We start from the raw sequence: 22,261 nt of genomic DNA on the forward strand, positions 1-22,261 counted from the left end.
TGATGCGTGGACACGCCGACGGCGTGGCATCAAGGCAACAATTGCGCTCGGGAGCGGAGCGAGCGGCGAGCAGCGAGCGCTCAGGCGTTGAGCGACGTCTCGTCCGGCGCGCGCCCGCGGGTGGCCAGCATCAGCAGCGCCACACCGATCGCAGCCGCCACCAACGACGCGAAGATGATGCCGATCTTGGCGGCGTCGGTGAGCTCGAGGTGGCCGGGGTAGGACAACTCGGAGATGAACAGCGACACCGTGAACCCGATGCCGCCGACCGCGCCCAGGCCGACCATCATCGGCCAGTTCGCGCCGGCCGGGAGGTTGCCGACCCCGAACTTCACCGCGAGCCACGTGAACAGCGCGATGCCGAGCGGCTTGCCGATCACCAGGCCCAGCACGACACCCCACGCCACCGACGACGTCAGCGCCGCCTCCAGCGCGTCCGAACTCAGCGGCACGCCTGCGTTGGCGAGCGCGAAGACCGGCAGCACGACGTACGACGAGAACGGGTGCAGCTTGGACTGCAGCAACTCGTTGGTGGGCACCGACTCCTCGAGCAGGAACTTCAGGCGTGCCACCTCGTCGGGGTCGAGGTCGTTGTCGGCGATCGCGCCAGCGGCGTACCTACGGGCCACGTCGGGCTTCAGCAGCGGCGTCGCGGGCGTCATCAGACCGAGTGCGACACCGGCCAGCGTCGCGTGGACGCCCGACTCCAGCAGCGCGAACCAGACACCGACACCGACCAGCAGGTAGGCCCAGCGGCTCCAGATCCGCACCTTCTGCATCAAGTAGACGACCGCCAGTCCGGCGATCGCCAACGCCAGCCACACCATCTGCAGGTCAGCTGTGTAGAAGAACGCGATCACCAGGATCGCACCGATGTCGTCGACGACAGCCAGCGTCAGCAGGAACAGTCGCGCCGGCGACGGGATGCGCCTGCCGAGCAGCCCGATCACGCCCACCGCGAACGCGATGTCGGTGGCCATCGGGATGCCCCAGCCGTGCACGCCGTCGCTGCCCGCGTTCAGCGCGAAGAAAATGCCAGCAGGGATGAGCATGCCGCCGAGCGCCGCGATCATCGGCAGCGCTGCTGCGCGTGGATCACGCAGGTCTCCGTGGACGAGTTCGTACTTGATCTCGAGCCCGACGACGAAGAAGAAGATCACCATCAGCGCGTCGTTGACCCAGTGGTGCAAGGAGTGGGTCAACGTGGCGTCACCCCAGCCGAACGAGACCGGCGTCGTCCAGAACTCGGTGTAGGAGTCACCCCACGGCGAGTTCACCCACACCAGCGCCGCCACCGCCGCGAGCAGGAGAAGGATCGAGCCGGCGGACGAGATCCGCAGGAACTCACGGACCGGACGAGCCAGACCACGGGCCACGGGACGGCCACTGGCGGTCCACACCGGTCCGGTGTTCCAGACGGCGTCGTCGGCGGGCCTCGCGCTGCAGTCCGGCAGGGGGCCTGACGGCTGCTTCGGCACGGCGTGCGACCGCTCGCGGTGCTGTTCGGGACGGGTGGGGGTGGGGCGTTCCTTGCTCACATGCGCTCCTGGGTGGTCGACGGGTCATGACCGCGGCTGACGCCACGGGCCGACCAGACTTCCCGGCACTCCTGGTCCACAGGCTACGTGCAGGAGACCGCGGCCCGCTCATTGTGTAATCTGCCTCGCATGGCACCGGCACCCGTCAAGGACAGCGACCCGACCATCGGACGTCTCATCGCAGACGCGACCGCGGACATCTCGACCCTCGTGTCGAAGGAGATCCAGCTGGTCAAGTCGGAACTGAAGGTCTCGGTGAAGACCAGCGGCATCGGCATCGCGCTCGTCTGCGCCGCAGCGTTCCTGATGCTGATGTTCCTCATCCTCGCCTCGATCACCGCGGCGTACCTGATCCACTGGGGTGGTTCGGGCCTGGCTCTGCACTGGGGCTTCGGCATCGTGACCCTCTTCTACCTGGTGCTCGGCGGCCTGCTCGCCCTGATCGGCATCAAGAAGATCAAGAAGACCAAGGGCCCGCAGCGTTCCATCGCCCAGGCGAAGGCCACCACCGCGCTCCTCAAGCGCTGACGCTTCTCCCTTCCTCCGGCGCCACCTCGCACTCGACGCACGAGAGCCCGCTCCCCCTGACGGGGAGCGGGCTCTCGTCCTTTCCGACCGGAGCGGCTGGCCGGATCAGTGGATGCAGGAACCCGTGTCGACCGCCGTCGCGGTGCGACGTCCCAGCAGGGCTGCTTCCTCGACCTGCTCCGCGGTGAGCGCGTACCCGGTTTCGTCGTCGCTGACCGACGCGGCGAAGACGACACCGACGACCCGGCCGTCGACGTCGACGACGGGACCACCGGAGTTGCCCGGACGGACCAGCGCCCGGACCGCGAGGACGTCGCGGATCACGGTGCCCTGCCCGTTGATGTCGGGCGAACGCAGCGGCTGACGCGAACGGACGCGTCCGGACTGCACGTCGTAGGGGCCGTCCTGCGGGTATCCCAGGACCGCGACCTTCTGCTTGCTCTCGACGTCACGACTGAAGGCCAGCGGCGCACGCGGGACGTCGACCGCGAGCACGGCGACGTCGAGGTCGGGGTCGTAGTGGACGACCTTGGCGGGACGGTTCTCACCGTCGATCTGCACCTCGGGCTGGTCGATGCCGGCGACGACGTGGGCGTTCGTCATGATCCGGTCGTTGGCGTACACGAAACCAGTGCCTTCGATCCCCTTGCCGCAGCCGTAGCCGTAGATCTTGAGGACGCTGCCCTGGGCTGCCACGACGTCGGGGTCGTTGAGGACCTGCGGGTCACCCTGGGGAACCTCCACGATGCGTTCGGGGGCGAACGGCTCCATGTAGCGGGGGAAGAAGCTGGTCCCGACGACGCTGTTGAACTGACGCAGCGCACGGTCCGCGCCACCGGGCAGCGCGTCGTCGACGGCCGAGAGGATCGTCGAGGAACGCACCGCAGGGGTGATCGCTCCGATCTTGGAGCCTGAGATCGCGACGCCGAGGATCCAGGCGACCAGCAGCACCGCGACCGCGCTGAGTGCCGCGCCGCCCACCGCGTCGACTGCACGGACCGGCTGCCAGGTGATGCGGGAGCGCAGCTTTGCGCCCAGCCACTGCAGCATGGCCTGGCCGGCCGAGGCACATCCGATGACGATGAGCAGCGCTCCCAGCGACACCCAGATGCTGGGGGTGGCGTCGCCCAGCACCTGAGGGGCCGCCCACACACCAGCCAGGCCTCCGAAGAGGAGTCCAGCGGTGGCGAAGGCGCCCGTGATGAAGCCCTGCCAGTACCCCGAGAGGGCGTACAGGGCGACGACGACGACGAGCACCCAGTCGAGGACGTTCACGCCTGACCACCTGTCTCGGGGAGGGACGGCGGACGCGGGAACGTCGGGTCGCCGCGAAAGTTGGTGTTGGGAGCCAGATCGGTGCCGCGGGGTTCGCTGCCCCGCAGCATCCGCTCGGGCAGGTCGTGCATCCGCTTGCGGTCCCACGGCTTCGTCCAGCCGATGAAGTCGAAGAGCCGCGAGACGATCCCGGCGGTGAAGCCCCACAGCAGGACGTCCCGCTCGGGACCGATCAGGAAGCCCGGCCCGACGAAACCGCTGGGGTGCCGCACGTTGACGCGGTTCTCGGGGTCGAGAAGGTCCGCGACGCTCTCGTGGTGGATCGCGTGGACCTCGGCCGGGCTGGCGACGTGCACGCCACCGCGCTCGCGCCACCAACCGATCACCGGGGTGACCGCGAAGTTCGCGGGCGGCAGGTACAGCACGGGGAGTTCACCGATGACGTCGATCTCGGCGGAGACCAGACCGATCTCCTCCCACGCCTCGCGCAGGGCGGCGTCGTGGGCGGACTCGCCCGGGTCGACGTGGCCGCCGGGGAACGAGACCTGGCCGGGCTGGCTGCGCATGGTGTGGCTGCGTTCGGTGAAGAGCAGCTCGGGTTCACCGGTCTCGGACTCGGCGAACAGCATCAGCACCGCGCCGAGGCGCGGGTCGGCGTCGTCGGGGACCGCGAAGCGGGTGAGGTCGTCGACGGTGATCCTGGCCAGGCCGTCAGCGACGGGCTGCAACCACTCAGGAAGTTGTGCAGGAGCCTGCGGGGACGCGTCGCTCACTCGGTCTCCTCGACGGGGGCGGTGGCGCCGAGGACGCCGGGAAGGTTCTTCTCCACGAACGTCTCCAGCTGGGAGACCTCGGTGATCACCGAGAACTCCGCGCCGACCATCCGGCCCTCGGCGTCCACGACGGCCAGGAACGGCAGCGCCTTCATCCGCGGGAACGGGGCGAGGGCGTCGATCTTGCCGTCGGTGTCCTGCAGCGAGGGGTAGGTGGCCCCGACCTCGTGCATGAAGTTCTCCGCGCGGCCGTCGGCGCGGTCCTGGTAGTTGATGCCGAGGACGTCGACGACTCCGCCGTGGGTCTGGGCGAACTCCCCCAGGACTGGCATCTCCTTGCGGCACGGGGTGCACCACGTCGCCCAGACGCTGATCAGCGTCGGGCCGGTGACGTCGGCGAGGTTCTGGGTGGCGGCACCGTTGATCCCGGGCAGCTCGACGTCGGGCAGCGGCGTGGGGTCCATGACGAGGCCGGGCACGTCGGTGGCGCCCGGGTCGGTGCCCTTGAACGTGTCGGTGCTGCAGGCACTCAGGACACTGCTCAGGACGCCGGCGAGGACGAGCGCCGCTGCTGCCGTGGCACGCCTGCGGGCGCGTAGACCGGTGCGGGTACTCATGCCGGGCCCTGGGTGCGGACGAGCTTCTCCGCCTCGATCGGGTCGGTGGGACCGTCGACGCCGTACGAGGGACACCACTGCGAGATCGGGCAGGCACCGCAGGCCGGCTTCTTCGCCATGCAGCGACGACGTCCGTGCCAGATGACGTGGTGGCTCAGCATCGTCCAGTCCTTCTTCGGGAAGAGGTCCCCGATCGCGAACTCGACCTTCACCGGGTCGGTCTCGGTGGTCCACCCGAAGCGGCGCACGAGACGTCCGAAGTGGGTGTCGACGGTGATGCCGGGGACGTCGAAGACGTTGCCCAGGACGACGTTGGCGGTCTTGCGGCCCACGCCCGGGAGCGTCACCAACTCTTCCAGCGTCCCGGGAACCTCACCGTCGAAACGGTCGACGATCGCGGCCGAGAGGTTGAGCAGGCTGGTGGTCTTCTGCCGGAAGAAACCGAGCGGGCCGACCAACTGCTCCAGGTGCTCGCGCGGGGCAGCAGCCATGGAACGCGGGTCGGGGTAGGCGGCGAAGAGCGCGGGACGCGCTGCGTTGACCCGACGGTCCGTGGTCTGGGCGCTGAGCACGGTGACGACGAGCAGCTGGAACGCGTCGTCGAAGTCGAGCTCGCAGTGGGCCTCGGGGTACGTCTCGGCGAGCACGCGGTTCATCTTGCGTGCACGACGCACGAGCGACGTGTCGGGCTTGGGACGGGCAGGGGCAGGCACGCGAACAGCCTAGGTGAGGGCACCGACGAACGCGCCGAGCCACAGCCGCGACTCCCTCGGAAGGACGGGTGGGCGTGACCTGGCTCGCTTTGTCCCCCTTTTCAGGGGGAGTGGGCCCGTCGGATTCAGGGAATCATCAGGACAAGAACCAGCGATTTCGGGCGCAAGTACCCAAAAAGGGTCAGAACTTGCAACAAAACAGCCTCGAACCAGTCGCGGACTGGGCATGTGAAGTGCACCACTGGTTAGGATTGGGTGTTGCGCCGCACAGGTGCAACGAGGCAACGACATGGAGGATCCGTGGACAACGACGTGCTTCGGCAGGCACCGCTGTTCAGTGCGCTCGACGACGAGGCAGCCACTGCGCTCAGTGCATCGATGGCGGAGTCTCGGCTCCGCCGAGGCGATGTCCTGTTCCACGAGGGTGACTCCGGCGACCGCCTGTACATCGTTCTGGACGGCAAGGTGAAGCTCGGCCGCTCGGCCGCTGACGGTCGCGAGAACCTTCTCGCCGTCATGGGCCCCGGCCAGATGTTCGGTGAGCTCTCGCTCTTCGACCCGGGCCCGCGCTCGGCAACCGTCACCGCGGTGACCGACGCGTCCTTCGCGTCCCTCACGCACGACGACCTGCTCCGCTGGCTCGAGGGTCGCCCCACCGTGGCGCGCTCCCTCCTCAACCAGCTCGCTTCGCGCCTGCGCAAGTCGAACGACGTCGTCGCTGACCTCGTCTTCTCCGACGTGCCCGGCCGCGTCGCCAAGGCCCTCCTCGACCTGGCCGACCGTTTCGGTCGCTCGGCCGACGACGGCGTCCACGTGCACCACGACCTCACCCAGGAAGAGCTCGCCCAGCTGGTCGGCGCTTCCCGTGAGACCGTCAACAAGGCCCTCGCCGACTTCGCGTCGCGTGGCTGGATCCGCCTGGAGCCCCGCTCCGTCGTGATCATGGACATCGACCGTCTGGGCAAGCGCGCGCGCTGACCCGCACCGTCACCCGAGAGGCCCCCGGCACCTGCCGGGGGCCTCTCGCATTTCTCGCTCCTGCCCCCGGCCGAAAGAACTTCGGGGACGATGCCACCCGTACGTCGTGCGTCGTGCGTCTAGGGCTGTGAAAGGGGGAGACGATGTCACTCACACCCGACGAAGCAGGCTTCACCGCCTTCGTCACCGCCCGCGGACCGTCACTGCAACGTGCGGCGTTCCTGCTCACCGGCGACCACCACCTCGCCCAGGACCTCGTCCAAGGCGCGCTCATGCAGGCCGCGAAGCACTGGACCAAGATCCACACCTCGCCCGAGGCGTACGTGCGGCGTTCGATCTTCACCGCCAACGTCTCCTCGTGGCGTCGTCGCAAGAACCTCACCGAACACCCCGCGGGTGACGCGCTCCCCCAGCGCCCCGCCGACGACGGCGACCACGACGCCCGGCTCTCCCTTGCCGCGGCGCTCGACGCCCTGACCCGCAAGCAGCGCGCCGTCCTGGTGCTGCGCTACTGGTCGGACCTCACCGAGACGCAGGCCGCCGAGACCCTCGGCGTCTCCGTGAACACCGTGAAGTCCACCCACCGTCAGGCGCTGGCCCGCCTGCGCGAGCGCTCCCCCGAGCTCGTCGACCTGATGGGAGGCCACCGATGAGCACACCCACCCCGTTCGACGACGAGACGCTGACCGCCGACCTCACCCGGACGTTCGACGCGCTCACCGCCGACTTCACGCCTGCACCGCTCGACGCCGCCGACCTCTGGCAGCGCGGACGCCACGAACGCCGTCGCGACCTGCTCCAGGTGGTCGCCGCAGCCGTGGTGCTGGTGCTCCTGCTGACCGCCACCGCACTCGCCGCGCCGGTGCAGGTGTTGCCCGCCTCGACCCCCGACCCCAGCGATCCCGACGCGGGCGCGTTCCCGACCCGGGTGCACGTTCCTGAGATCGACGACGACGTCCCGATCGAGAGCGAGTTCCCCACCGGACGTGCGTCGATCGCGCTGATGATCGGATCCGACCGGGGCACCGCCCTGGTGCTCCTCGTCGACGCCGTCGACGGCACCCACACCGTCGTCTCCGTCCCAGGCCTCCCCCTGCGCAACGACACCAGCACCGGCTCGGTGTGGCTCAGCCCCGACGGCTGGCACCTCGCGTACCCGACGCTGACCCGCACCGGCGTCGGGACACGGGAGGCCGGCCTCAGCGTCGTCGACCTGCGCACCGGCGGCACCGTCAGCGCTCCGACCGGGCCGGCCGCGGCAACGGGATGGCAGGTCACCGACCTGGCGTGGTCGCCGGACTCGACCCACTTCGTGTGGACGGCCTCTGCGTTCGACACCGCGAACCCGACCGAGGACACGGCCGTCCGTCTGGGCCGGGGCACGGCGGAGTCCCCCGTCGGGACCTCCGTGCCCGTCCCCGACGAGGCCGTCGGCTGGTTCCCTGCCCTCGCGCTGTCGAGCGACGACGTGGTCGTGCTGGCCAACGAGGACGTGCGCAGCACCTGGCGCCTGGTCGGGGACGAGATCGTCGTCGGGGCGACCCGTCGCGCCGTGGTCTCCGAGTCCGACCAGGAGAGCTCCGAACCCGACGTTCCCGAAATGGCCGGCGCTGGTTTCAGCCGCGACGGAGCGAGCGTGATCGCCGGTCTGGGGTCGCACGGCGACACCGCAAGCAAGAAGACGACCGTCGCCCACGACACCCGCAGCCTGCTCAACGACTCCTCCGACGATCCGGTCTCCGGCGTCACGCAGGCGTGGTCGATCGACGCCGACACCGACACCGGAGTCGCACTGCTGGGCGTGACCCCGGCAGGCGCGCTGCTGCTGCAGCCGTCGTTCGCGGCGGGCTCCGTGTACCGGGGAGCCGACGACGGCGACGCGTCAGGCGGTTCCGCGATCGACGCTCCCGTACTCCTGGAGTTCACGTCCTTGTACGGGGCGTCACCCGAGGAGTTCTCCCTCGCCGTCGATCTCGGCGACCGTGCACCGGTGAAGTTCGCCGCGCCCGAGTGGGAACGCAGCCACACCTGGGTGCTGTGGGCTCTGGCCTCCGGCGCTGCCGCCGTGGCGCTGGTGTGGGCGGTGTTTCGGTCCCGCACCTCGCGGCCCTCCTCGGAGAAGAACGCAGAGGTTCCCGTCACGGCAGTCCGAGTGGCACCGACGACGATGTTCACGCTCGGCTTCCTGGGCACCTGTGCGCTGCTGGTGACGATGGCGCTCAGCGTCGTCCCGCCCGTTCTGGGCGTGCCGATGGCGATCGGCCTCGCGCTCCTGGCGTTCGCCTGGGGCCGGAAGGTGTGGCTTCCCGCCGCGTCGAGTCCACGGCGACGCACGGCGAGGACCGTCGTCGCTCTCGCCGTCGTCGGCTGTGTCACCGCGTGGGCAGCCGCACCGCTGGCCCCCGTCGAGGGCGTCGAGTTCGCGCCGGGGGCCCTGCCCGTCACGGTGGAGGCGCCGCAGGGGCGCGTCGACGAGGTGTTCCCCGGAACCCGCGGAACCACCCCGCTCGACGAGGTCGGCCGACTCTCCGCCCTCACCTCCACCTCGCGCGACATGCTGATGGGCGTCTCGGCGACGAACGGGCGCCACATGGTTCTCGACGTCGACACCCAGCAGTTCGGGATGCGTACCGAGTCTCCGGCGTTGGCCCTCTCCCCCGACGGCCTCCTCGTGGTGGCGCCCTGGGAGGACCTGGGCACGACCACCGCCGAGAGTTCCGCGGGCCTGCGCCTGATCGACGTCACCGGGGGTCCTGAGCGTCACCTCGCCCTGACCGGCGAGCACGGTCGCCCGGTCACGGTCGAGCAGGTCACGTTCTCCGCCGACGGCAGTCATCTGGCGTGGGTGGGCGACGAGATGAACCAGTTCGACGAGGGCGGCTCGTCCTGGAGCGGCGAAGCGCGCACTGTGGGCGTGACCCGCGTCGACGACCTCACCGCCGGGGGATGGCGGATCGCGAAGGCCTCGGAGAACACCGCGATCGCCGTCTCCGACGACGGTGTCGGCCGGTTCGTGACGGGTCGACGCCTGGCCACCTTCACCGCCACCACCGCACCCGAGGTGCGCCGCTTCGTTCCCACCACACCCGTCTGGGAGGGCGCCGCTGTCTCCCCCGACGGCACCCGCCTGGTGCTCGGCGTCGGCAACAACGACTCGCTCGACCTGATCGAAGAGGGCCTGTGGAAGGTCGACCTCACCACCGCCGACGCCACGGCCACCCCGCTCGACTGGGCGCCGACGGGCGCGCTCGGAGTGCGGCCATTGGGATGGTCTCGTCTCGACGAACTCGTCGTGCAGACCACGTCGCACCAGCGTCTGGGGTCGTACCTGAGCCCGTCCTTCGTCGAGGTGCAGGCGCTGCGGATCGACGCGGGCGAGATCGGCGACGCCCGCCTCCTCAGCACCGCCGAACTCCCGCACCAGCGCCCGCTGTGGGTCGCCACCGACCTGGCCCACCTCGATCCGGTGGACTTCGGTGAGCAGCGGTGGCCCGTCACCGACGAGCGGCTCTGGGGCATCGGGATCGGGGCTGCCGGCACGCTCGCGCTGCTGGTCCTGCTGGGACGCGACCTCGGCGGCGCCGTCCGACGCAGGCGACGCACCGGCTCCTGACGCGTCATCCCGGCAGAGCCGCAGAACGCACGCAGGCCCCTCACCCGTTCCCGGGTGAGGGGCCTGCGTGTCAGCGACGCGTCGTCAGCAGAGGAGCGAACCTGGTGGTGCTCAGGCCTGCTTCTGCATGGTGCCGGTGTCCACGAAACGCTGGTGCCAGCTCAGGGCCTCGTCCAGCAGGTGCGGGGTGTGCAGCGCGTTCGGACGGGCCTTCTCGGCACGCTCCACGTAGTCGAGCAGCGCGTCCTTGTAGTCGGGGTGCGCGCAGTTCTCGATCACGACGCGGGCACGGCGACGCGGCGACAGGCCGCGCAGGTCGGCAAGACCCTGCTCGGTGACGATCACCATGACGTCGTGCTCGGTGTGGTCGACGTGGGAGGCCATCGGGACGATCGTGGAGATCGAGCCGTTCTTGGCCGTCGACGGCGAGAGGAACATGTTGAGGAAGGCGTTGCGGGTGAAGTCGCCCGAGCCGCCGATGCCGTTCATCATCTGCGAGCCCATGACGTGAGTGGAGTTCACGTGGCCGTAGATGTCGGCCTCGATCATGCCGTTCATGCAGATCAGGCCGAGGCGACGGATCAGCTCGGGGTGGTTGGAGATCTCCTCGGCGCGCAGGACGAGCTTGCCGCGGTACTTCTCGATGTCGCGGTTGAAGCGCTCTGCGCCCAGGTCGGAGAGACCGAACGAGGTGGCCGAGGCGAACGCCAGGGTGCCGTCGTCGAGCAGGTCGAGCATGCCGTCCTGCAGGACCTCGGTGTAGGCCGAGAGGCCGTTGAACTCGCTGTTGCCCAGGCCCGCGAGGACCGCGTTGGCGACGTTGCCGACACCGGACTGGATCGGCAGGAGGGAGGCGGGCATGCGGCCGGCCGCGACCTCGTGGCGCAGGAAGTCGACGACGTGCTCACCGATGGCGGTGGAGGCGGCGTCGATCGGCGCGAACGGAGAGTTGCGGTCGGGAGCGTGGGTCTCCACCACAGCGACGACCTTGTCGAGGTCGACGCGCAGGTAGGGCTCACCGATGAGCTGGTCGACCTGGGTCAGCGGGATCGGCTGACGGTGCGGCGGCAGCGCGGTCTTGTAGTAGACGTCGTGGAAGCCCTCGAACGCCCGCGGCTGCCAGTCGTTGACCTCGATGATGACCTTGTCGGCCTGGTCGAGCCACGTCTTGTTGTTGCCGACCGACGACGACGGCACGAGGCGTCCGTCGGGCAGGATCGCAGCGACCTCGATGACGGCGACGTCCAGGTTGCCGTAGAAGCCGAACCACATGTGCTGGGCGGAGTGGCTCAGGTGCGGGTCGAGGTAGTCGACCTCACCGGAGTTGATCGCGCGACGCAGCGTCGGGTCCGAGGCGTACGGCAGACGACGGTTCAGCGCGTGGGCCTCGGCGAGGACACCGTCCACCACGGGAGAGGTGGAGGCACCGGTCCAGAGGTCGATGCGGAACTCGTCGCCCCGGGCGTGGTGAGCCTTCGCGCGCTCGGCAATGGCCGTCGGCAGTTCCTTGGGGCAGCCGGCACCGGTGAAACCGCTCATGCCGACGCGGTCACCCGCCTGGATGAAGGTCGCTGCCTGCTCAGCAGACATGACCTTGTTCTGCAGCACGGAACAGGAGATGCGCTCGCTCACCTGTTGATCCTCTCACTCACTTGACTACTTGTAAGCAGTCGGACGGCGCGAACGCACGCCCCTCGTGAGGGCACACGTGTCGACGCTGACACGATTGAAGGAACCATTCAGCCACTGTTCGGCCGAACACGAACCCCCCGAACGGGTGGACCATGACCACGGTCACTCCGCCCCGGTGACCGGCACCACTGACAAGTGCCCACCCAGTATGGGATCACGCGCGAAAAGGTGACCGCTGCGTGACCGGCGCGCACCCCGTTCCGTGACCGGACGATCCGTTGCCCGGGGCCCTCAGCGGGTCGCGAGGTACTGCAGCTGCGCCCGCACGGAGAGTTCGGCCGCTCCCCACAGCACCGGGTCGACGTCGGCGTAGACGTTCTCGACGACGGTGCGGGCGTCCACCTCGGCGACGTGTGCGTCGAGCGCGACGACTGCGGCCTCCACCTGCGCGAGCCGCGCCTGGCGATGACTGACGTAGAAGTCGAGGACCGCCAGGGCGTCGTCGATGACCGGACCGTGCCCGGGCAGCACCCGGGCGACGTCGTGGGCCTCGGCGAGGTCGCGGAGCCGATCGAGGGAGTCGAGGTAGGCGCCGAGCTGGCCGTCAGGATGCGCGACGACGGTGGTACCGCGCCCCAGCACGGTGTCGCCGGTGAGGACGGCACTGTCGCCGGGCAGCCAGAACGAGAGGGAGTCGGCGGTGTGGCCGGGCGTGGCGACGACGTGCACCTCGAGGCCGTCGACCTCGACGACGTCGCCGTCACCGAGACCTTCGGAACCGAGGACGTGCGCGGGGTCGAGGGCCCGGACACCGCAGCCCATCCGCTCGGCGAACTCCCTCGCCGCCTCGGAGTGGTCGAGGTGGTGGTGAGTCAGGAGAACCGCACCGACATCCCCTGCGACCTCGGCAATTGCGTCCAGGTGAGTCAGGATCGACGGTCCTGGGTCGACGACGACGCTGCGTCGCGCCCCCGGCTCGCGCAGCACCCAGGTGTTGGTGCCGTCGAGCGTCATCATGGTCGGGTTGGGCGCGAGGACGCACTGCGCACGCTCACCGAACGCGCCGCCGGCCCACTCCCCGAACGGGACCGCACCGGACTGGTTCCAGCTCACGACCAACGCTCCAGGATCAGGTCGACGAACTCGGGGTGTTCACTCAGCACGACGTCGCCGTCCTCGTCCGTCTCGGGGGTGGGGGTGAACATCGTGACGGTGCGCGACGCGGTGGCTTCCAGCGCCTCTGCCGCGGAACCGAACCGAGCGACGTCCAGGCAGGTCAGGTAGGTGGGCGGCAGCATCATCACGCGTCCGGCCTCGGCCTCGGCCAACGCTGTCAGCGGGGCGTGCCACTCGACGGCGGACGCCTCGGTGGAGACGTCACGGGTCACCTGACCGGCGGGCAGAGCGGCCAGGAAGAACCAGGTGCGGAAGCGTCGGGGCTCGAACTCCGGGGTGGTCCAGCCGGAGATCACGCCGAGCAGGTCGCTGCGCAGGACGAGACCGCGGCGGCTCAGGAAGTCGGCGAAGTGCAGTTCGTGCGCCTCCAACGCGCGACGGTCAGCTTCCCAGTCGTCACCGCTGGTGTCGGCGACCACCGACGTCGCATCGGGCCCGGCGAGCAGGACGCCGGACTCCTCGAACGTCTCCCGCACTGCTGCACAGACCAGCGCGCGGGCGGTGTCGGTGTCGGTGCCCAGGCGGACCGCCCACTCCGCAGGCGCCGGACCGGCCCAACTCACGTGCGCGTCGGCGTCACGCGGGTCGACGCCGCCGCCGGGGAAGACCCACATGCCGCCGGCGAACGCCATCGTCTTCTGCCGCCGCATCAGGTAGATCTCCGGGCTCGCACCGTCCGCGCCCGGTCGCATCAGGACGACAGTGGCGGCGTTGCGTGGCTCCACGGGGGTCTTCTCCCCCGACGCGTACGCGAGGATCGCGCTCTTGAGCGGCTCGGGCAGGGGCATGCGCTTCACGGGGGCTCCTCACACGACGGGGGACGGCCTACGGCCGCACTGCCCGGAGACTAACGCCAACGCGTCAGGGGCAGGCCCGGTGATCGGACCTGCCCCTGACGGACGTGCTGGTGCTGCCGAAGCAGGCGGTTCGATCAGACCTCGACGGTGATCTCGACCTCGACCGGGACGTCGAGCGGGAGCACCGCGACGCCGACGGCGGAACGGGCGTGGACGCCGCGCTCGCCGAAGACCTTGCCGAGCAGCTCGGAGGCGCCGTTGGCGACCTGCGGCTGACCGGTGAAGTCGGGGGTGGAAGCGACGAAGGCGACGACCTTGACGACGCGCTTCACCAGCGCGAGGTCACCGATCTCGGCCTTCACCGCGGCGATGGCGTTGAGGGTGCACTGCTGGGCAGCCTCGACGGCGAGCTCGACCGAGACGGTGTCGCCGACCTTGCCGGTGGCGATCGGGACGCCGGCACGGACGGGGATCTGGCCCGACGTCATGACGAGGTTGCCGGTGCGGATCGCGGGGACGTACGCCGCGACGGGCTTGGCGACCTCGGGGACCGCCAGACCGAGCTCGGCGAGAGCGTCCTCGGGGTGGATCTCGTAGAGACCCATCAGTCGTCCAGCGGGCGCTTCAGGAAGGCGACGAGGCCACCCTGGGCGTTGGTGTGGATGGCGACGAGCTCCCAGCCGTCGGCACCGAAGTTGTTGAGCATGAGCGCTTCGTTGTGGAGCGGAATGGGCGCCACCTGGTACTGCCACTTGGTCATGGGAGAACCCTACCTGCGCGCGCCCGCGCGAGGCTCCACCGAGCGGGCCGTGAACGGGCCGGTCCAGCGCACGCAGCAGGTGCTCAGTCCGTGCGCCCAGCCAGGTGCTCAGTCCGGGGTGAGGGAGGCGACCTCGAAGAGCCCGGCCACCAGACTGCGCGCACCGGTCCCGAACGCCTCCGCCAACGCGTACCCCAGCGCCGTCTCCAGCGGAGTCACCTCGGCCGAGTCCGGGGTGGCGGCGAGGCCGTCGTCGTCCCGTGCGAACGTGCCGAGGCGGACGTCGTCACGCAGCAACGCGCTCTCGTCGACGCTGACGGGCGTGAACAGGTAGGTGCTGCCACCCACGACGGCGTGGACCCGGTGCGAACGTCGCGTCATGGCAGCCCTGGACGGACGCAGTTCGCCCACGGCGCCTCCCACGGTGAGAGTGAGGTCCTCGGGGCGACGGCTGCCGATCGGGACGAACTCCTGTCGCTTAGACGCGGGGTCGCGTTCGATCCGGACCTGCGGGGCGCCGGCGAGGTCGACGACGACGCTGAGGCCCGGGTCGACGGCGAGGCGGGGTTCGTCGTCGTGACAGTGGGGTGGCGTACTCACCACCCCACCGTTACACGGGGACAGCCCTCATGGACAGACGTCCGCATGCCGGTGTGCGGCTCCCCCACATGAGCCGCACACCGTTGTTTCCGTGTGCCCGAAAACGTGTGCTAGATCATATATCCTTTTACTCATGGCCTTCAGCACGATCACCAACCTCGATGTCGCAGCGCACCAGAAGAAGAGCATCGCCCTGCGCGACCGCCTCCACGCGAGCGAGTCCACCACCTACGTCACCGGCCCCACGGGCAACGGCAACGGCGAGGTCGTCATGCTTCTGGGCGGCACCGGCTACATCGGCCGCGCCGTCGTCCCCGAGCTGGTCAACCGCGGCTACAAGCCCGTCGTGCTGGCCCGCTCCGAGTCCGCGCAGGGTGAGAAGGAGTTCGAGGGCGCCGACGTCGTCATCGGCGACCCCACCCGCATCGCCGACGTGCAGCGCGCCGTCGCGCAGACCAACCCGCAGGTCGTCATCTCCCTGCTCTCGGGCCGTCGCCCCAACGACGCCGAGGAGTGCCGCGAGGTCGACCACGAGGCCATCGGCAACGGCATCAAGGCCGCCGTCGAAGGCAAGGTCAAGCAGTTCATCCACATCTCCGACTTCGGCGCCTACCGCCCCGAACTCATCCCGCAGGTCTACAAGCTGCAGGTCGAGGGCGAGCTCATGGGCCGCCACCACGGCGACCTCGACTGGACGATCATTCGTCCCACCGCCTACTACCCCTACATGTCGATGACCTTCGGCGACGTGAAGAACGGCGAGAAGTACCGCATCTTCGACCACGGCGAGTACTCCGTCGTGAACCCGATCGCCCGCGAGGACCTGGCCGAGTTCATCGTCAACCAGGTGCTCAACGACGACGCGATCGGTCGCATCCTGCCCGTCGGCGGCCCGTGGACCCCCGACAACACCGTCACTCTCAAGGACGCCGGACAGATGATGTTCGACGTGCTCGGCAAGCCCGCCGAGTTCGACGTCGTGACCATGGCGTCGTGGGACAAGAAGATCGCCAACCTGACCCGCGCCGGCAAGCTCTACAAGAAGATGGCGCCGGTCGCGTACTACCTCGAGGCTGCGAAGTACTGGTCGGTCGTCGACCACGTCGCTCCCGCCTACGGCACCCGCACCCTGCGTGGCTTCATGGAGAAGCTCAAGGACCGCGAGTTCCCGACGGGTTCGTTCCGCGAGCGCATGAAGTCGGGCACGCAGATGATGCCCACCGACATCTGAGGAGTGAGGTGAAGGTGTCCTGAGCGCAGCGAAGGCCACCGCAGCCGAGCCCCGCAGGATGTCGGCCAACCAAACCGACATCTGAGCCCTGCCCCTCTCCCCACCTACGATTCCAGGGTGGCGAAGAAGGCATCTGGCAGCACCGGTGGGGGCACCCCGGCGACCGACGCGTTGAGCGCGGCCGGGGTGCCCTTCACCGTTCACACCTACACCCACGACCCGCGCTCCACGTCCTACGGACTGGAGGCCGCCCAGGCGCTCGGGAAGCCTCCTGCGCAGGTCTTCAAGACGTTGCTCGTCGACGTCGCGACCTCGGGGCGTCCGGAACTGGCCGTGGGGATCGTCCCGGTCGACACCCAGCTCGACCTCAAGGCCCTGGCCGGTGCGCTGGGCGTCAAGAAGGCCGTCATGGCCGACCCGGCGCTCGCGGCCCGCAGCAGCGGCTACGTGGTCGGCGGGATCTCCCCGATCGGCCAGAAGACGTTGCTCCCCACCGTGCTCGACGAGTCCGCGATCCTGCACGAGACCGTCCTGGTCTCGGGCGGACGTCGTGGGATGGACGTCGAGCTCGCCCCTGACGCACTGCTCGCCCTGACCCGGGGCAGCTATGCACCCATCGCTCGTTAGCCCTTTCATCATCGGAGTCCCGTGACCGACGCACCTGCCCCTGACGTTCCTGCTGTGACGACAGCGCCCGGCAAGCGCGAGGGAGTGCTGTCGCCGACCTACCTGGCGACGACGCTCGGCACGGTCGCGGTCATCGTGCTGGTGGCCTTCGAGACGATGGCCGTCATCACCGTCATGCCCGACGTCTCCGACGACCTCGACGGCCGACGCCTCTACGCCCTCGGGTTCGCGGCGCCGTTGGCCTCGGGCGTGATCGGGATGGTGCTGGCCGGGATGTGGTCGGACCGGGTCGGTCCGGGACGTCCGCTGCTGGCGGCGTTGGGCGTCTTCGCCTCCGGTCTGCTGGTCGCGGGTGTCGCCCCGACGATGGAACTCTTCGTCGCCGGACGGTTCCTGCAGGGCATGGGCGGCGGCGCCTCGATGGTGGTGCTGTACGTGCTAGTCGGGATCCTCTACCCGGGACGTCTGCAGGCGTCGTTGTTCGCTGCGTACGCGGCGGCCTGGGTGCTGCCGTCGTTCTTCGGACCGTTGCTGGCCGCGTGGGTCGCGGACGCCTTCGGCTGGCGCTGGGTCTTCATCGGGACGGTCGCCCTGGTCGCGGCGGTCACCGCCGTCCTGGCCCGACGTGCGCTGGCCGTGCCGCGTTCCGAGGGCGCACCGATGCACACGTCGTTGCGTCCGTTGTGGTGGGCGCTGCTCGCTGCCGCGGCCGTGATGGGCGTGCGTCTGCTCGACGTCGAGGTGGCGTCGTTGGCGTGTGCCGCGGTGGTGCTGTTCGCGCTCTCGAAGCTGCTCCCCGCCGGCGCGCTGCGCCTGGGCCGCGGCCTTCCGTCGGTGATCTCGACGCGTGGCCTGTTGGCGGGGTCGTTCTTCACCGCGCAGGCCTACGTCGTGCTGATGTTCGAGGAGCAGTGGGGCATGGACGCCACCACGGCCGGTTTCGTCCTGGCTGCAGTGGGCGTCGTGTGGTGGCTGGGGTCGTCGTTGCAGGCGAAGAACTCCGAGAAGGCGCACGCTCTGGTGATGACCGCCGGCACCGCCCTGCTCGCCGTCGCGTTCGTCGCGATGACCGCGGTGATCGCTCTCGACGCCAACGTCTGGCTCGCCGCAGCCGTCTTCGTCGTCGCTGCCGGCGCAATGGGTCTGGCCTACCCGCGCACGACGGTCGCGATGCTCGCCCTGAGCACCGACGCCGACCGTGGCTCCAACTCCGCTGCGATCAACGCCGCCGACTCGATGGGCGCCGCCCTCTCGATCGCCGTGGCGGGTCTGATCATGGGCGTCGCCGAGTCGGCTGACGTCGAGCCGTTCTTCCCGCTCTACGCGTTCGCCGCGGCGCTGGCCGTCCTCAGCCTGCTGGCCGCACGCCGCACCGCCTAAAGCCGCAGACCCCACCGGTTTGAGTCGCGAAACTACCGTTTCTGCGACTCAAACCGGTGGGGTCTGGCGGATCAGGAGGCGAGCAGACGCAGGGTCTTCTCCCGCGACGGCGCGGCGTCGATCGGGTCGGAGGCGAGTGCGCCACCGACGGGCTGCACCATCACCTCGTCGACCCCGTGCTCTGCCGCGAACTCGGCGATCCGACGCTGGGCGTTGGTGGTGTCGTCGATGATCCACTTCTCGCGGATCTGCTCGACCATCGACAGGTGGGCGTCGGGGAAGCCGATCTCCTCGGCCTCGTCGACGGTGCGCTGGGCGTTGAACGGGCCACCGGTGCGGAGCGCGATCATCGACTGGATGTGCGGGATCGCCATCCGGAACGCCTCGTCGGCGGTCTCCGCGACAGAGGCGTTGACGGTGAGGAACGTCGTCGGCTCCGGGAAGGCCTCCGAGGGCTGGTAGTTGTCGCGGTAGCGCGCGATCGCCTGCGCGGTGCCCTCACCGAAGAAGTGGTGGGCGAAGACGTACGGAAGGCCCAGCTGCGCTGCCAGGGCGGCGGAGTAGTCCGAGGAGCCGAGCAACCAGGTGGTGGGCACCGAGACGGCGTTCGGGGTAGCGCGCAGGCCCTGACGACGCTGGCCGTAGGAGATCTCGACACCCTCGGGACGCATCAGCATCGCGATGTCCTGGACGTACTGCGGGAAGCGGGCGACGGCCTGGTCGGCGTCCTCCATCTCCTGTCCACGCAGGACGAAACGGGTCAGGGCGTCGGTGCCGGGCGCGCGGCCCAGACCGAGGTCGATGCGGCCGGGGAAGGCCGCCTCGAGCAGCGAGAACTGCTCCGCGACCACCAGCGGCGAGTGGTTGGGCAGCATCATGCCGCCCGAACCGAGCCTGATCCGCTGCGTCGCCGAGGCGAGCATCGCGATCAGGACCGGCGGGTTGGTGGACGCCACCGAGGTGGTGTTGTGGTGCTCCGCGACCCAGTAGCGGTGGTAGCCGAGCTCGTCGGCGGTGCGGGCCAGCGCGGTCGAGGCACGCAGGGCCTCACCGGTGCTCTGCCCGGAACGCACCGGGATCAGGTCGAGGACCGAGAGCGTCGGCATCGGGGCTGCGGGGGTCTCGGCGGGGGAAACGTCAGGAGTCGTCACGGACGCGTGAACAACGACGCCGGACGATCCATTCCGCCGTGGCCACCAGCGAACCGCCCCGAGCAGCGTCACGGATTTCGATGACCGACGCGAGAGAGCAAGCATCTGCGAGCGCGTGTCACGGCGCTGCGCTACCCAATGCTGGGGAACGTGACGTGCGATCCGCCACTTCGGCTCACCCGGTCCCTAGGTTCACCCTCATGAACACAGTCTTCGGTCTCTCCAGCAGCCTCTTCTCGCTCCTCGTCGTCGTCATGATCACGGCGACCGTCGCCGCCGCCATGTGGTCGGCGCAGATCATCTCCGACGAGCGTCGCAACCGACGCTGATCCACCCGCTCCACCGCAGAACGCACAGGAGCCCCGACAGCACACGTCCGTCAGGGCTCCCGCAGCAGGTGGATCACAGCGCGGAGATGAGCTCCGGCTCGGTCTTCTCCCGCACCTCGTCCTCGGTCACACCCGGCGCGAGCTCGCGCAGGACGAGACCCTCGGGCGTGATGTCGATGACCGCGAGGTCGGTGATGATCCGCTCGATGACGCGCTTGCCGGTGTACGGCAGCGAGCACTCGTTGACGATCTTGTAGGAACCGTCGCGGGCGACGTGCTCCATCAGGACGATCACGCGCTTGGCCCCGTGGACCAGGTCCATCGCGCCGCCCATGCCCTTGACCATCTTGCCGGGGATCATCCAGTTGGCGATGTCACCCGCGGCCGAGACCTGCATGGCGCCAAGGATCGCGGCGTCGATCTTGCCGCCGCGGATCATGCCGAACGACGTCGCGGAGTCGAAGAACGACGCGCCACGACGGACCGTCACGGTCTCCTTGCCGGCGTTGATCAGGTCAGCGTCCTCGTCACCCTCGAGCGGGTACGCGCCCACGCCCAGGATGCCGTTCTCGGACTGCAGGACCAGCTCGACGTCCTCGGGGACGTAGTTGGGCACCAGCGTCGGGAGGCCGATGCCGAGGTTGACGTACTGGCCGTCGGCGAGCTCGGAAGCCGCGCGCGCTGCCATCTCTTCACGGGTCCAAGCCATCTCAGGCCTCCTGTCCAGCGTCGGTACGGGGCGTGACGGTGCGCTTCTCGATGCGCTTCTCGGCCGCCTGCTCCGGAGTGAGGGCCACGACGCGCTGGACGTAGACGCCCGGGGTGTGGATCTCGTTGGGGTCCAGCTCGCCGGGCTCGACGAGCTCCTCGACCTCGGCGATGGTGATGCGTCCGCACATCGCCGCGAGCGGGTTGAAGTTGCGTGCGGAGTCACGGAAGACGAGGTTGCCGTGGCGGTCGCCCTTCCAGGCACGCACGAGGCCGAAGTCAGCGACGAGCGCCTCCTCCATCACGTACTCCTGGCCGTTGAAGACGCGGGTCTCCTTGGCCGGGGAGGCGACGGCGACGTTGCCCTCGGCGTCGTAGCGCCACGGCAGACCGCCCTCGGCGATCTGGGTGCCGACACCGGTGACGGTGAAGAACGCCGGGATGCCCGAACCGCCGGCGCGCATGCGCTCGGCGAGGGTGCCCTGCGGGTTGAGCTCGACCTCGAGCTCGCCGGAGAGGTACTGGCGGGCGAACTCCTTGTTCTCGCCCACGTAGGACGAGACCATGCGACGGATCCGCTTCTCCCTGAGGAGCTTGCCGAGACCCCAGTCGTCGACGCCGCAGTTGTTCGAGTACGCCTCGATGTCGGTCACTCCGGCGTCGAGCAGTGCGTCGATGAGCACTGCCGGGATGCCGCAGAGACCGAAGCCACCGACCGAGAGAGTCGCACCGCTCGGGATGTCTGCGACTGCCTCGGCGGCGCTGGCCACCACCTTGTCCATGTGGACCTCCATGTTGTTCCGCACCCCAGGGCTCCTGCAGGTGCACGTCTGTCAGCCTGCATTCGACCCCTCGATCGTTCGACGATCGAGCGTTTCGTCCGGATCGGCCGCTGATCTCTCGGCAGACGAAAACTGATGGACGCTATCGTTCGCTGAGTGGACACCCCCGCGGCGCGCACCAGTGACACCCCGCCTCCCGTCGACGTCGTCGGACGGGTCGCGGCCCTGCTGCGGGTGCTGTCGGACGGCGAACCGGCCGGCGTCACCACCTCGGCCGCAGCTCGCGCCTGCGGGTTGGCGCGGCCCACCGCGCACCGGCTCCTGACGTCGTTGGCCACCGCCGGTCTGGCCGAACGCGACGAGCACGGCGCGTGGTTGCTGGGCCCCGAACTGTTCCTGCTCGGCAACGCCGCCGCGCAGCGCTACGACGTCACGTCGGTGGCGGTGCCGTTCCTGCGTCGGCTCAGCGCCGCGACCGGGGAGAGCGCGTTCCTGTCGGTGCGCCGCGGCGACGACACCGTCTGTCTGGCCCGCGAGGACGGCTCGTTCCCGATCCGCTCGCACGTCTTGCACGAGGGCATCCGATTCCCGTTGGGCGTCGCGTCGGCCGGGCTCGCGCTGCTGGCGTTCCTGCCCGACTCCGAGGTCTCCGACATCCTGCGCCGCCTCGAACTCACGACGTCGTACGGCGAGGCGCACTCGGCCACCGCGCTGCGCGAGCGGATCGCGGCGACCCGACGCGACGGCTGGTCCCTCAACCCGGGCCTGATCGTCGAGGGGTCCTGGGGCATGGCCGCTGCGGTCTTCGACGCCGACGAGCAGCCGCGTTGGGCGTTGAGCCTGACCGGGATCGAGCACCGGTTCTCGGCGCAACGTCAGCGTGAACTCGGGCCGCTGCTGCTGCGGGAGGCGCACGCGTTGTCGAAGGCGATCGCACAGCGCGGATAGGCGTCCCACGACGCAGCCCGGGTGAGCCTCACGGCGGTCTCCCCCAGCGTTCACGCACATGTAACCCGCGGCACGTCCACAGCCCTGTTCGACGGCCGCGTGCTC

The 22,261-nt window shown here is 69.5% G+C and carries 23 protein-coding genes; 9 read left to right on the top strand and 14 right to left on the bottom strand.

The annotated features are described in order from the left end of the window. Window positions 1-80: 80 nt before the first annotated feature. Window positions 81-1,538: a Na+/H+ antiporter NhaA gene (nhaA, locus tag EOV43_RS14225; protein ID WP_206611338.1), complete on the bottom strand. Its 1,458-nt coding sequence runs from the start codon at window positions 1,536-1,538 to the stop codon at window positions 81-83. A gap of 129 nt (window positions 1,539-1,667) precedes the next feature. Here nhaA and EOV43_RS14230 point away from each other — a divergent pair, with 129 nt between their 5' ends. After that, the gene (locus EOV43_RS14230) at window positions 1,668-2,066 is read left to right on the top strand and encodes a phage holin family protein (RefSeq protein WP_128221878.1); all 399 of its coding nucleotides are present in this window, start codon (window positions 1,668-1,670) and stop codon (window positions 2,064-2,066) included. A 105-nt stretch (window positions 2,067-2,171) separates the two neighbouring features. On the opposite strand, the gene EOV43_RS14235 is transcribed toward EOV43_RS14230, so the two are convergent. The 4 genes from EOV43_RS14235 to nth are packed head-to-tail and all read right to left on the bottom strand — an operon-like array spanning window position 2,172 to window position 5,387. After that, entirely contained in the window at window positions 2,172-3,341 is a 1,170-nt protein-coding gene (locus EOV43_RS14235) for a MarP family serine protease (protein WP_128221879.1), read from the bottom strand. Further along, the gene (locus EOV43_RS14240; protein WP_128221880.1) at window positions 3,338-4,114 is read right to left on the bottom strand and encodes an NUDIX hydrolase; all 777 of its coding nucleotides are present in this window, start codon (window positions 4,112-4,114) and stop codon (window positions 3,338-3,340) included. The genes EOV43_RS14235 and EOV43_RS14240 overlap by 4 nt, the downstream gene beginning before the upstream one ends. Further along, the gene (locus tag EOV43_RS14245; RefSeq protein WP_128221881.1) at window positions 4,111-4,731 is read right to left on the bottom strand and encodes a TlpA family protein disulfide reductase; all 621 of its coding nucleotides are present in this window, start codon (window positions 4,729-4,731) and stop codon (window positions 4,111-4,113) included. The genes EOV43_RS14240 and EOV43_RS14245 overlap by 4 nt, the downstream gene beginning before the upstream one ends. Beyond that, window positions 4,728-5,387, bottom strand: a complete 660-nt coding sequence (nth, locus tag EOV43_RS14250; RefSeq protein ID WP_128222352.1) for an endonuclease III — start codon at window positions 5,385-5,387, stop codon at window positions 4,728-4,730. The genes EOV43_RS14245 and nth overlap by 4 nt, the downstream gene beginning before the upstream one ends. 357 nt (window positions 5,388-5,744) lie before the next feature. Between nth and EOV43_RS14255 the strand changes: the two genes are divergently transcribed. The 3 genes from EOV43_RS14255 (at window position 5,745) to EOV43_RS14265 (ending at window position 10,035) form a co-directional block, all read left to right on the top strand. Next, a complete protein-coding gene (locus tag EOV43_RS14255) occupies window positions 5,745-6,422 on the top strand; it encodes a Crp/Fnr family transcriptional regulator (RefSeq protein ID WP_128221882.1) in 678 nt (225 codons plus the stop codon). Window positions 6,423-6,565: 143 nt separating this feature from the next. Beyond that, window positions 6,566-7,075 carry a SigE family RNA polymerase sigma factor gene (locus tag EOV43_RS14260; protein ID WP_128221883.1) on the top strand — a complete coding sequence of 170 codons (510 nt, stop codon included), beginning with the start codon at window positions 6,566-6,568 and terminating at the stop codon, window positions 7,073-7,075. After that, window positions 7,072-10,035 (top strand): hypothetical protein, encoded by a 2,964-nt coding sequence (locus EOV43_RS14265; protein WP_128221884.1) that lies wholly within the window; start codon window positions 7,072-7,074, stop codon window positions 10,033-10,035. The genes EOV43_RS14260 and EOV43_RS14265 overlap by 4 nt, the downstream gene beginning before the upstream one ends. Window positions 10,036-10,146: 111 nt before the next feature. Here EOV43_RS14265 and EOV43_RS14270 read toward each other — a convergent pair whose 3' ends face one another. From EOV43_RS14270 to EOV43_RS14290, 6 genes are all read right to left on the bottom strand, one after another. Further along, complete coding sequence (locus tag EOV43_RS14270) at window positions 10,147-11,667, bottom strand: acetyl-CoA hydrolase/transferase family protein (RefSeq protein WP_206611339.1); 1,521 nt, start codon at window positions 11,665-11,667, stop codon at window positions 10,147-10,149. Window positions 11,668-11,958: 291 nt separating this feature from the next. After that, complete coding sequence (locus tag EOV43_RS14275; RefSeq protein WP_338323501.1) at window positions 11,959-12,780, bottom strand: MBL fold metallo-hydrolase; 822 nt, start codon at window positions 12,778-12,780, stop codon at window positions 11,959-11,961. Further along, window positions 12,777-13,631, bottom strand: coding sequence for an NUDIX hydrolase (locus EOV43_RS14280; RefSeq protein ID WP_128222355.1), 855 nt, complete (start codon window positions 13,629-13,631; stop codon window positions 12,777-12,779). Before EOV43_RS14280 ends, EOV43_RS14275 begins: the two co-directional genes overlap by 4 nt. A gap of 143 nt (window positions 13,632-13,774) precedes the next feature. After that, window positions 13,775-14,245: a RidA family protein gene (locus EOV43_RS14285; RefSeq protein WP_128221885.1), complete on the bottom strand. Its 471-nt coding sequence runs from the start codon at window positions 14,243-14,245 to the stop codon at window positions 13,775-13,777. Further along, window positions 14,245-14,400 carry a Sp36 family protein gene (locus tag EOV43_RS15490; protein WP_164878655.1) on the bottom strand — a complete coding sequence of 52 codons (156 nt, stop codon included), beginning with the start codon at window positions 14,398-14,400 and terminating at the stop codon, window positions 14,245-14,247. Before EOV43_RS15490 ends, EOV43_RS14285 begins: the two co-directional genes overlap by 1 nt. Before the next feature lie 108 nt (window positions 14,401-14,508). Beyond that, window positions 14,509-15,000 carry a hypothetical protein gene (locus EOV43_RS14290; RefSeq protein WP_128221886.1) on the bottom strand — a complete coding sequence of 164 codons (492 nt, stop codon included), beginning with the start codon at window positions 14,998-15,000 and terminating at the stop codon, window positions 14,509-14,511. A 133-nt stretch (window positions 15,001-15,133) separates the two neighbouring features. Here EOV43_RS14290 and EOV43_RS14295 point away from each other — a divergent pair, with 133 nt between their 5' ends. From EOV43_RS14295 to EOV43_RS14305, 3 genes are all read left to right on the top strand, one after another. Then, window positions 15,134-16,231, top strand: a complete 1,098-nt coding sequence (locus EOV43_RS14295) for an NAD(P)H-binding protein (RefSeq protein WP_128221887.1) — start codon at window positions 15,134-15,136, stop codon at window positions 16,229-16,231. Window positions 16,232-16,348: 117 nt separating this feature from the next. Beyond that, window positions 16,349-16,858, top strand: a complete 510-nt coding sequence (gene ybaK, locus EOV43_RS14300; protein ID WP_128221888.1) for a Cys-tRNA(Pro) deacylase — start codon at window positions 16,349-16,351, stop codon at window positions 16,856-16,858. A gap of 21 nt (window positions 16,859-16,879) precedes the next feature. Continuing rightward, window positions 16,880-18,238, top strand: coding sequence for an MFS transporter (locus EOV43_RS14305; protein WP_128221889.1), 1,359 nt, complete (start codon window positions 16,880-16,882; stop codon window positions 18,236-18,238). 71 nt (window positions 18,239-18,309) lie between these two features. On the opposite strand, the gene EOV43_RS14310 is transcribed toward EOV43_RS14305, so the two are convergent. Continuing rightward, window positions 18,310-19,389: an LLM class flavin-dependent oxidoreductase gene (locus EOV43_RS14310; RefSeq protein ID WP_239022143.1), complete on the bottom strand. Its 1,080-nt coding sequence runs from the start codon at window positions 19,387-19,389 to the stop codon at window positions 18,310-18,312. A 200-nt stretch (window positions 19,390-19,589) separates the two neighbouring features. On the opposite strand from EOV43_RS14310, the gene EOV43_RS15890 reads away from it, so the two are divergent. Next, a complete protein-coding gene (locus EOV43_RS15890; RefSeq protein ID WP_277745773.1) occupies window positions 19,590-19,718 on the top strand; it encodes a hypothetical protein in 129 nt (42 codons plus the stop codon). A gap of 73 nt (window positions 19,719-19,791) precedes the next feature. On the opposite strand, the gene EOV43_RS14315 is transcribed toward EOV43_RS15890, so the two are convergent. Both EOV43_RS14315 and EOV43_RS14320 read right to left on the bottom strand, forming a co-directional pair. After that, window positions 19,792-20,427 carry a CoA transferase subunit B gene (locus EOV43_RS14315; protein ID WP_128221890.1) on the bottom strand — a complete coding sequence of 212 codons (636 nt, stop codon included), beginning with the start codon at window positions 20,425-20,427 and terminating at the stop codon, window positions 19,792-19,794. A gap of 1 nt (window position 20,428) precedes the next feature. Next, a complete protein-coding gene (locus tag EOV43_RS14320) occupies window positions 20,429-21,208 on the bottom strand; it encodes a CoA transferase subunit A (RefSeq protein ID WP_128222357.1) in 780 nt (259 codons plus the stop codon). Window positions 21,209-21,364: 156 nt separating this feature from the next. Between EOV43_RS14320 and EOV43_RS14325 the strand changes: the two genes are divergently transcribed. Continuing rightward, the gene (locus tag EOV43_RS14325) at window positions 21,365-22,156 is read left to right on the top strand and encodes an IclR family transcriptional regulator (protein ID WP_128221891.1); all 792 of its coding nucleotides are present in this window, start codon (window positions 21,365-21,367) and stop codon (window positions 22,154-22,156) included. The last annotated feature ends 105 nt before the right edge of the window (window positions 22,157-22,261 follow it).

Origin of the sequence: Nocardioides yefusunii (assembly GCF_004014875.1) — a bacterium.
Classification (GTDB): Bacteria; Actinomycetota; Actinomycetes; order Propionibacteriales; family Nocardioidaceae; genus Nocardioides; species Nocardioides yefusunii.